The organism is Pantoea sp. Cy-639 (genome assembly GCF_011752525.1).
Taxonomy (GTDB): domain Bacteria; phylum Pseudomonadota; class Gammaproteobacteria; order Pseudomonadales; family Pseudomonadaceae; genus Aquipseudomonas.
In genome coordinates this window covers 159,301-169,453 of the sequence record NZ_VWXI01000014.1, presented here as the reverse complement: position 1 = coordinate 169,453, position 10,153 = coordinate 159,301, and the positions used below count along the sequence as shown (strand labels likewise).

The window sequence follows — 10,153 nt, the reverse complement described above, 5'->3', positions numbered from 1 at the left end:
CAGTTCATCGACGTGCTCGCCGGCAATGGCCGCCGGCGGCAGGTGCAGGGTCGCGCCGACGCACAGGGCCGGCCAGGCTTCCCAGGCCATGGCGTCGAAGCCGAAGCCGGCGACGCTGGAGGTGTGCGCCCCTGCGCCCAGTTCGAAGGCGGCGCCGTGCCAGTGCACCAGGTTGGCCAACGTGTGATGCTCGACCATCACGCCTTTCGGCTGGCCGGTGGAACCGGAGGTGTAGATCACATAGGCCAGTTGCTGGTCGTCCAGCCCCTCGACGACCGGGTTGGTGTCCGGCTCGCCGCGCCATGCATCGCCATCCAGCGCGACACTGGCGACCTCGCCCACCAGGCCGGCGGTGGCCGCCTCCACCAGCACCAGCGCCGGGGCGCTGTCGCTGAGCAGGTAGGCAATCCGCTGCGCCGGATAAGCCGGGTCGACCGGCACATAGGCTGCGCCGGCTTTCAGCACGGCGAGCATGCCGACCAGTCGTTGCGGGCCGCGCTCCAGGCACAGCGCCACGCGGTCGCCACAAGCCACGCCACGACGGATCAGGTAATGGGCCAGGCGGTTGGCGCGCTGGTTCAGCTCGCCATAGCTCAGGCGCTGCTCGCCCTGCACCACGGCCAGCGCCTCAGGCGCCTGGGCCTCGACCATCGCCTGCACGGTCTGCCCTTTGGGGTAGTGAACGGCCGTGGCATTGAAGTCCACCAATACCTGCCGAGCCGATACCTCATCCAGCAGCGGCGCGTGGTCGAACGCTTGTTCCGGAGCCTGTTCCAGGCTGTGCAGCAACTGCGCCAAGGCCGCGACCATCCACTGCGCCACTTGCCCGGCCTGAATGCCTTCGACCGCCAGCACGCTGAGGCTGAAACCCTCGCCAAGGTCATCGACGCTCAGGGTCAACGGGTAGTTGCTGCGCTCCTCGCCACCCAGCAGGCGCACGCCTTGCCAGATACCCTCGCCGTCACGAGCGGCCGGGCCGGCACTGTGGCGGTAGTTGAGCAAGGCGCTGAACAGCGGCGCCGTGCTGGCCACGCCGCTGCAGCGCTGGGCCAGGGCCAGCGGTGCATGCTCATGGCCGAGCAGCGCCGACAGCCGCTGGTGGGTGAGTTGCAGCGCCTGCGCCACCGGCAACGCCACGTCCACCCGCAGCGGCAAGGTGTTGATGAACATGCCCAGGGCCCGGTCGGCGCCCTCGCCGCCTTGCAGGCGGCCCATCAGCACGGTGCCGAACACCACGTCGTGGCGACCGGCCAGTACCCCGACCACCCGGGCCCAGGCCAGGTGCATCAGGCTCGCGGCGCTGACCCCGCGCTGCCGGGCCTGCTCACGCACGGCCCGCGCCAGTTCGCCCGGCAGGTGCTGCTCGGCCTGGTCAAGACGGCCGCCATCGCCCTGCACATCGGCCAGGCCGTAAGGCAGGGTCGGCGCCTCGACATCGCCGAGCTGCTGGCGGAAGAACGCTTCATGGGCTGCCTGCGCATCGCCCAGGCATACCTGGGCCACATAGTTGCGGTATGGCACGGCGGCCGGCAGTTGGGCTGCGTGGCCGTCCAGCAGTGCCTGCATCTCCTCGCCGATCACGGCCATGGCGGCGTGGTCGAGGGTCAGGTGGTGGAACTGCAGCAGCGCCACATACTCGCCCTGGCGCGGATCCCGGGCGTAGACCAGGCGCAGCAACGGCGCCTGAGTCAGGTCCAGGCGCTGGTGACGGGCATCGAAACGCGCTTGCAGGCGTTCGAGCACCGCGTCCTCACCCAGGTCTGCGACTTCGCTCAGGCTCAGACGCGCCTGGCGCCAGACCACCTGTACCGGCTCGGCCAGCCCTTCCCACAGCACCGCGGTGCGCAGGATGTCATGGCGGTCGATCACCTGTTGCAAGGCGCCGGCCCAGGCTTGCAGGCGCTCGAGGCTGTCGAAGGCCAGGCGCGATTGCAGCAGGTAGGGGTCACCTTCGTCGGCGCTCAGGTGATGGTAGAGAATGCCTTGCTGCAACGGTGCCAGCGGGTAGATTTCCTGCACGTTGGCGGCGCCGCCCGGCACCGTGGCGACGATACGATCGATGCTGGCCTGGTCGAGGGCGATCAGGCTGAGCATGTCGGGCGTGATGTGCGTGGCATTGCCGGGCACACGGTTGGCCGGGACTTCGATCTCGCGGCCACTGCCCACCGCCGCGGCCAAGGCAGCCAGCGTCGGCTGGGCGAACAGCACGCGCACGTCGGCGTTCAGGCCGGCCTTGCGCATGCGCTCGATCAGGCTTACCGCCAGCAGCGAGTGGCCGCCCAGTTCGAAGAAGTGGTCGTGACGACCGACCTGCTCGACCTTGAGCACCTCGGCCCAGAGCGCGGCCAAGGCCACTTCGATTGCGCCCTGCGGTGCCTCGAAGGTGCGGCTGACCACGGCATCGCTGCCCGGCTGCGGCAGCGCGCGACGATCAAGCTTGCCGTTGGCGGTCAGCGGCAGTGCCTCCAACTGCACGTAGGCCGCGGGCAGCATGTAGTCCGGCAGTTGACCTTGCAGGCGCTCATGCAACTCGGCGATAGCAGGCGCCACGCCGTTGGTGGTGAAGTACGCCACCAGGCGCTTGTCGCCCGGCGCGTCCTCACGCACCACCACCGCGGTGTCGCGCACGCCGGCGCACTCGCCCAGCCGCGCCTCGATCTCACCCAGTTCGATGCGGAAGCCCCGCAGCTTGATCTGCTGGTCGGCACGGCCCAGGTAGCGCAAGGTGCCGTCGGCCTGCCAGCAGACCAGGTCGCCACTGCGGTACATGGTGCCGCCATTGAACGGATCGGCCAGGAAGCGCTCGGCGGTCAGCTCCGGCTGGCCCAGGTAGCCCAGGGCCACACCGTCACCGGCGATATACAGCTCGCCCACGGCCCCCACCGGCAGCAACTGCTGACGGGCGTCGAGCACGTAGCAGCGGCCATTGCCGATCGGTCTACCGATCGGAATGCTGCCCTCGCCCACCTGGGTGATTTCATGGGTGGTGCTGAAGGTGGTGGCCTCGGTCGGCCCGTAACCGTTGAGCAGATGCTGCGGCGCACCGTTGCGCAGTACCCGGGCGATCACCGCCGGGTCCAGCACATCGCCGCCCACCATCAGGTAGCGCAGCCTGCGGAACGCCGGCAACAGGTCGTCGGCGAACTGATGGAACAGCCCCGCCGTCAGCCACAGCACCGTCACGCCCTGCGCCAGCAGCACCTCGCGCAGGGCCTGGCGCGACAGCACCTGGTCCTGGTCGATCACCACCACCGCGCCGCCGTTGAGCAGCGGCGCCCAGACTTCCAGGGTGCTGGCGTCGAACGCCGGGTTGGAGGCGAAGGCCACCCGGTCCTGGCTGTTGAAATCGGCGAAACCGTTGTTGATCGCCAGGCGCACGATGGCCCGGTGTGGCACCTGCACGCCCTTCGGCGTGCCGGTGGAGCCGGAGGTGTACATGATGTAGGCCGCACAGCCCGCGTCCACCGCCAGGCCCAGGTCCTCGGCCGCATGGCCGCCGAGGTCCAGCAGGTCGAGCTCGACACGCCGGGCACCGTCCAGATGCGGCTGGTCGCTATGGGTCAGCAGTACCTTGGCCTGGCTGTCCCCGACCATGAACGCCTGGCGCTCGGCCGGGGCATTGGCGTCCAGCGGCACGAACACCGCCGCGCACTTGCTCACCGCCAGTTGCGCACTCAGCAGGTCGAACGAGCGCGGCAGCAGCAACGCCACCCGGTCAGCCGGTTGCACACCGAGGCCGATGAGGTGGTGGGCCAGGCGATTGGCCTGGGCTTCAAGCTCGGCATAGCTCCAGCGCCGTTGGCCATGTACCACGGCCAGGGCCTCGGGGGCCCGCTGGGCATGGGCTTCGAACAGCGCATGCAGCGGCAGTTCGCGCGGATAGTCGCGGGCCGTGGCATTGAACTGCTGCAGCACCCGCTCGCGCTCGGCGGCAGGCAAGCCCGACAGGCTGTGCAAGGCCTTGGCCGGCGCCTGTTCCAGCGCAGCGACCAGGTGTTCCAGGGCCGTCGCCAGCAACTGGCAGACCTGCCCGCCTTCCACCGCCACGGTCGCCTGCACGGTCAGCCTGAAGTCGCTGCCATAGTCGTCGACGCTGACCACCAACGGGTAGTTGCTGCGCTCCTCGGCGGCGAGCAGCTCGATGCCGTTCCAGGCTGGGCCGTGGGCATCGCTTGATGTGCTGTGACGGTAGTTGAGCAGGCTGGTGAACAGGGCCTGGGACGCCGGCACGCCGCTGCATCGCTGGGCCAGGGCCAGGGATGCCTGCTCATGGGCCAGCAGCCGCGCCAGGCGCTGATGGGTCAGGCGCACGCCGTCGGCAACGCCGGCAGCGCCGACGCTGACCCGCAGCGGCAAGGTATTGATGAACATGCCCAGTGCCCGGTCGGCGCCTTCGCCACCCTGCAGGCGGCCCAGCAATACGGTGCCGAACACCACCTCTTCGCGCCCGGAGAGTTGCGCCAGCACCTGCCCCCAGGCCTGGTGCACCAGGCTGGCGACGCTGATCCCCAGCACCCGCGCCTGCTCGCGCAGGCGCGCGGCCAGGGCCGAGTCCAGCGGCAGACGGCTGTCGCGCACCGCAGCGGCCTCGACCTTCGCCTCGCGCAGGCCGAACACTTCGGTCGGTTCGTCGATATCGCCCAGCAGCTCTCGGAACAGCGCCTCGTCAGCCTCGACATCAGCGCCCAGGCGGGCCTGGGCCACATAGTTGCGGTACGGCACGCTCGGCGGCAGCTCGCGTTCGCCACGTAGCAACGCGCCGACCTCGGCCACCAGTTGCTCGACCGCCGTGTGGTCGAGCAGGATGTGGTGCAGCAGCAGGGTGGCCTGCAAACGGCCGTCTTCGCGATGACTGCTCAGGCGCATCAGCGGAGCCTGGCCCAAGTCCAGCCGGGCGACTTCCAGCGCCGGGCTCAGTTGCAGCGGCGCCTCGCGCCAGACCACCTGTACCGCCTCCTCGAGGCCCTGCCAGTGCAGGCTGGTGCGCAGAATGTCGTGGCGTGCGATCACCTGGTTCAGCGCCGCGACAAAGGCCTCGAGCTCGGCGTCCCCGGCGAAGGCGAAACGTGCCTGCACCACATAGGGGTCGGCCCCCTCGCTGGCCAGGTGATGGTAGAGAATGCCCTGCTGCAACGGTGCCAGTGCATACAGGTCCTGGACGTTGGCCGCGCCGCCGGGGATCTGCGCCAGCACGCTATCGAGCGCGGCCTGGTCGAGGCTGGCCAGCGGCAGCAAGTCCGGGGTGATGTGCGTGCAACCGGCCGTGATCCGGTTGGCCGGCACGCTCACGCCACCTGCTCCGCCGACCGTGGCCGCCAGCGCGGCCAGGGTCGGCTGGCCGAACAGCACCCGCACGTCGGCCGCCAGGCCCTGCTGGCGCATGCGCTCCACCAAGCGCACCGCCAGCAGCGAATGGCCGCCGAGTTCGAAGAAGTTGTCATGCCGGCCAACCTGGGCCACGCCCAGCAGGTCGGACCAGATCGTCGCCAGCGCCTGCTCGGTCGCGCCCTGTGGCGCCTCGTGGCGACGCTGGGGCAATTCAGGGGATGGCAGCGCCTTGCGGTCGAGCTTGCCGTTCGGCGTCAGCGGCATCACCTCGAGGTGCACGAACAAGGCCGGCACCATGTACTCCGGCAACTGCGCCAGCAGCCTTTCACGCAGCTGTTCCGGCGCCTGCGCGACGCCGCTGTACCAAGCCACCAGGCGTGGCCCGCTCTGGGCATGCTCATGCACCAGCACCACGGTTTCACGTACCCCCGGCACCCGATCGAGGGCCGCCTCGATCTCGCCCGGTTCGATGCGCAGGCCACGCAGCTTGATCTGGTGGTCGTTGCGACCAAGGAACTCGAGGCTGCCGTCGGCGCGCTGGCGCACCAGGTCGCCACTGCGATACAAGCGCTCGCCCTTGACGAACGGGCTGTCGATGAAGCGCTCGGCCTGCTGCTGCGCCAAACCGAGGTAGCCGCGGGCAACGCCGGCGCCACCGATATGCAGGTGCCCGGCCACGCCCCAGGGCAGTGGCTGGTCGGCGCTGTCGAGCACGTACAGGCGGGTGTTGTCGATCGGCCGGCCGATCGGCAGCGCGCCCTGGGGCAGCGGATCCTGCGGGTCCAGGGTGAACACGCTGCAATCCACCGTGGTTTCGGTAGGGCCGTAGACGTTGTGCAGGCGCGCCTGCGGCAGGCGCTCGCGCACCTGCCGGGCCAAGGCTTCGGTCAGTTCGCCGCCACCGCAGACGATGTCGGTCAGGCTGCTGCAGCGGGCGCTGTCGGGTTGCTCCAGGAACTGCTGCAGCAGGGCCGGGACGAATTGCACCACGCTGACGCGCTCGTGCTGGATGAGCTCGGCCAGGTACTGCGGATCGCGCTGCCCGTCAGGGCGCGCCAGGACCAGGCGCAGGCCGCTGCACAGCGGCCAGAACAACTCCCATACCGAGGCATCGAAGCTGATCGGGGTCTTGTGCAGCAGCGCACCCTCGGCGCTGGCCGGCCACAGGCGGGCACTCCAGCGCACCAGGTTGACCACGTTGCGGTGCTCGACCATCACCCCCTTGGGCAGGCCGGTGGAACCAGAGGTGTAGATCACATAGGCCAGGTGACGCGGGGTCAGCCCGGCGACTGGCGGCGCGTCGGCCGGCTGCGTCGTCCAGCTCGGCTGGTCAAGGTCGATCAGCGGCGCCGCGCCATCTTGCACCACGTGCCGGGTCGCAGCGTGTACCAGCACCGCCAGTGGCGCGCTGTCGGCAAGCATGTGGCGGATCCGCTCGACCGGGTAGCTCGGGTCGACCGGGACGTAGGCGCCACCGGCCTTGAGGATGGCCAGCAGGCCGACCAGCATCGCCGGGCCGCGTTCGACGCAGACGGCCACTCGCAGGTCCGGACCGACGCCCAGGCCCACCAGGTGGTGCGCCAGGCGGTTGGCTTGCTGGTCGAGCTGGCGGTAGCTCAGCTCGCCGCCGTCGAAGCTCAACGCGATCGCGTCGCCCTGCTCGCGCACCTGCTGCTCGAACAGCGCATGCAGCGGCGTGTCCAGGTCGTGGGCCACGGCACTGGCATTGCACGCCTCGAGCAGATGCTGGCGCTCTTCGCCGGTCAGTACCGCCAGTTGCAGCAATGGCCGCTCCGGCTGCTGCTCGAGGGCCTCGACCAACTCGCCGAACACCTGGCCCAACTGCGCGCACAGGCGCTCGGCGCCCCAGCTGGCCAGGGCCTGGACCGTCAGGCGCAGGTCCTCGCCCAGGTCGTCCACCGCCAGGCTCAGCGGGTAGTTGGTACGTTCCTCGGCACCGATCACGTCGATGCCCGGCGCCACCGGGATCACCTCGGCGGCATCGCCGGCGGCGCTGTGGCGGTAGTTGAGCATGCTGTTGAACAGCGGCGTCGGCGCGGTCACGCCGCTGCAGCGCTGGGCCAGGGCCAGTGGCGCCTGCTCGTGGCCGAGCAGCGCGGTGAGCTGGCGGTGGGTGGCCAGCAGGCCGTCGCGCACGCCCTGCCCGGCCAGGTCGACTCGCAGCGGCAGGGTGTTGATGAACATGCCCAGCGCCTGCTCGCCGCCCTCGCCCGCGGCCATGCGCCCGAGCAGCACGCTGCCGAACACCACCGCGTCGCGCCCGGACAAGGCGCCGAGCAGGCGCGCCAGGCCCAGGTGCATGATGCTCGCCGGGCTGACCCCGAGGGTCCGCGCCTGGGCGCGCAGGCGCCGGCTCAGGGCCGGGTCGAGGGTCAGCCGGGCTTCTTCGACGGGTGCGTCGGCCACCTCCTGCACACCGAAGGCCAGGGTCGGCTCGTCGATATCCGCCAGCATGTCGGCGAAGAACGCCTCGTGGGCCTGTTCGTCCAGGGCCATGCGCGATTCGGCCAGCAGGTCGCGGAACGGTACCGGAGCCGGCAGCCACTCGCCCTCGCCGGTCAGGTGCGCCTGGATCTCGCGGCGCACGATGTCCAGGCCGGTGTGGTCCATCACCGTGTGGTGGAACAGCAGCAAGGCCACCACCTGCTCGCCTTCGCCACGGGCATGGACCAGTCGCAGCAGCGGGGCCTGGCCCAGGTCCATACGGTAGTGACGGCTGTCGAAACGGGCGCGCAGGCAGGCCAGGGCGTCCTCGCCCGGTGCCGGCTGCAGGCATTCGCGGGCCAGCGGGGCGTGGCGCCAGACCACCTGCACGGGGGCATCCAGGCGCTCCCAGCGCATCGCCGTGCGCAGGATGTCATGGCGCTGGATGACCCAGTCCAGGGCCTCGGCGAAGGCTTCGAGGCGCGCCGGGTCGGCAAAGCGCAGCTGCGCCTGCAGCACGTAGGGATCGCCAGTAGCGGCGCTGAGGTGGTGGTAGAGCATGCCCTCCTGCATCGGTGCCAGGGGGTAGATGTCCTGCACGTTGGCCACGCCGCCAGGGACGCTGGCGACAATGCGGTCGATGGCGGCCTGGTCGAGGCTGACCAGCGGCAGCATGTCCGGGGTGATGCGCAGCGCCGGGCTCAGCCACTCGCCGCCCTGCTCCGCGAGCATCTCCAGCAAGGCCGGCTTGTGCGCGGCCAGGGCGTCCCACAGGGCGTCGTCGAGCGCATCGTCGGCGCCATCGACGATCAGGTCGGCCGCCTCGCGCTGGAGTCGGATCGCACGGGTGGAGAGCGCTGCCATGAGTTCGCTGAAGAGCATCGGTAAGCATCCTGCTTTGCCAGTCGGAAATGCTCGGAACGCTAATGGATCGGGGGGGACGGACATGACAGGGGAAGGGGGGACAAGGGCCAAGACCGCGGCGCGCGGCGCCTGGCCGGTGTCTGCACAGTTATCGCGAGCGGCCTCCAGGGGCAGGCAAACCGCTCAGGCTTGCCGGTAATGCCCCGGCGTCGTCGCCAGATGCCGCTTGAACGCCCGTTGCAAGTGGGCCTGGTCGGCGAACCCGGCCTCCAGCGCCACCTCGGCGATCGGGCAGCCGGCCCGCAACCGCGCCCGCGCGTGCTGCACCCGCTGGTCGAGCAGGTAGGCATGGGGCGACAAGCCGAAACGCTTGCCGAACGCGCGGATCAGGTAGGCCCGCGACAACCCCGCCGCGGCACAGATGTCCTCCACGGTCAGTGGGTCGAGACGGTGGGCGCGGATAAACGCGGCGGCCATCTCCAGCCGCGGATGGCGCGCAGCGCGCACCGCCACGCCGCCCTCGAGAAAGCCCGGCAGCGCGGCGAAGAACGCCGCCAGCCGGGCTTGCTTGTCCATGGCCTCGGGGTCGAACAAGACGGCGAACAGCTCGAGCAGCCGTCCATACAAGGTGCCCGAGGTGCTCAGGATCGCCTCGGGCAAGACGAATCCCTGCGCCTGCAGCCAGGGCATGTCGACGAACAGCATCAGGTAGGACCAGGGCTGGCCTTCGAGCGGGTTGCAGGTGTGCACCACGCCAGGGTTCATCAGCACCGTGCTGCCCGCCGCCACCTGGTGCACCTGGCCGCCACTCAGGTAGCTGCTGCGCCCGCCGGTGATGACCCCGATGGAGAAACTCTCATGGGAGTGCGCGGCGTAGCACACCTGGCGCCCATCTCCGACGCGCCGGGCCTCGACGAAGGGCAATGCCGGGTCGCGCCAGAACCGCGAAGCCTCGATCATCGCCCTGCCCTCAACCTTCGCCGCCCTGCACCACCACCAGCAACTGCGCCTGGCGTTCGCCGACCGAACGCAGGCGGTGCGGGGTCTGGGCATTGAAATGCAGGGCGTCGCCGGCCTCCAGCAAGACGCGCTCGCTCATGAAGTCCACCTCCACCTGCCCCTCGTGGACGAACAGGAACTCCTCGCCCTCGTGTTCCTTGAAGGTCGGGTCGCTGAACGTGGTCGGTGGCTGGATCAGGAACGGCAGCAGGCTGCGCTGGCCGACCTGCGAGGTGAGCACCGCATACCCCGGCCCCTCGCCGCCGCCCACCAGCGCCTGGCGCTCGCCCCGGCGCACCAGGCTGTAGCGGGCCTGGCCGTCGTGCTCGCCGTCGAACAGCTCCTCGACATTGACGTTCAACGCTCGCGCCAGCTTCAGCGCGGCGGCGATCGACGGCGTGTTGAGGCCGCGCTCGACCTTGGACAGGTAGCTCTTGGTCAGGCCGGACTTGTCGGCCAGCAGCTCCAGGGTGATGCCCAGTTTCTTTCTCAGCAGTTTCAGTCGGATAGACATGTG

3 protein-coding genes are annotated in these 10,153 nt (G+C 69.9%); all 3 read right to left on the bottom strand.

Annotated features, from left to right (window positions below):
• Nucleotides 1-8,655 (bottom strand): non-ribosomal peptide synthetase (locus F3J43_RS17800; protein ID WP_166889492.1); only part of this gene is annotated, 8,655 nt, incomplete at its 3' end.
• A 165-nt stretch (nt 8,656-8,820) separates the two neighbouring features.
• Nucleotides 8,821-9,597: an AraC family transcriptional regulator gene (locus tag F3J43_RS17795; protein WP_166889489.1), complete on the bottom strand. Its 777-nt coding sequence runs from the start codon at nt 9,595-9,597 to the stop codon at nt 8,821-8,823.
• Between the two features lie 10 nt (nt 9,598-9,607).
• Complete coding sequence (locus F3J43_RS17790) at nt 9,608-10,150, bottom strand: helix-turn-helix domain-containing protein (RefSeq protein ID WP_166889486.1); 543 nt, start codon at nt 10,148-10,150, stop codon at nt 9,608-9,610.
• Nucleotides 10,151-10,153: the final 3 nt, after the last annotated feature.

Excerpts from the sequence above, each read along its gene's own strand:
- F3J43_RS17790 (WP_166889486.1), bottom strand. The coding sequence starts at position 10,150 with ATGTCTATCCGACTGAAACTGCTGAGAAAGAAACTGGGCATCACCCTG.
- F3J43_RS17795 (WP_166889489.1), bottom strand. The coding sequence starts at position 9,597 with ATGATCGAGGCTTCGCGGTTCTGGCGCGACCCGGCATTGCCCTTCGTC.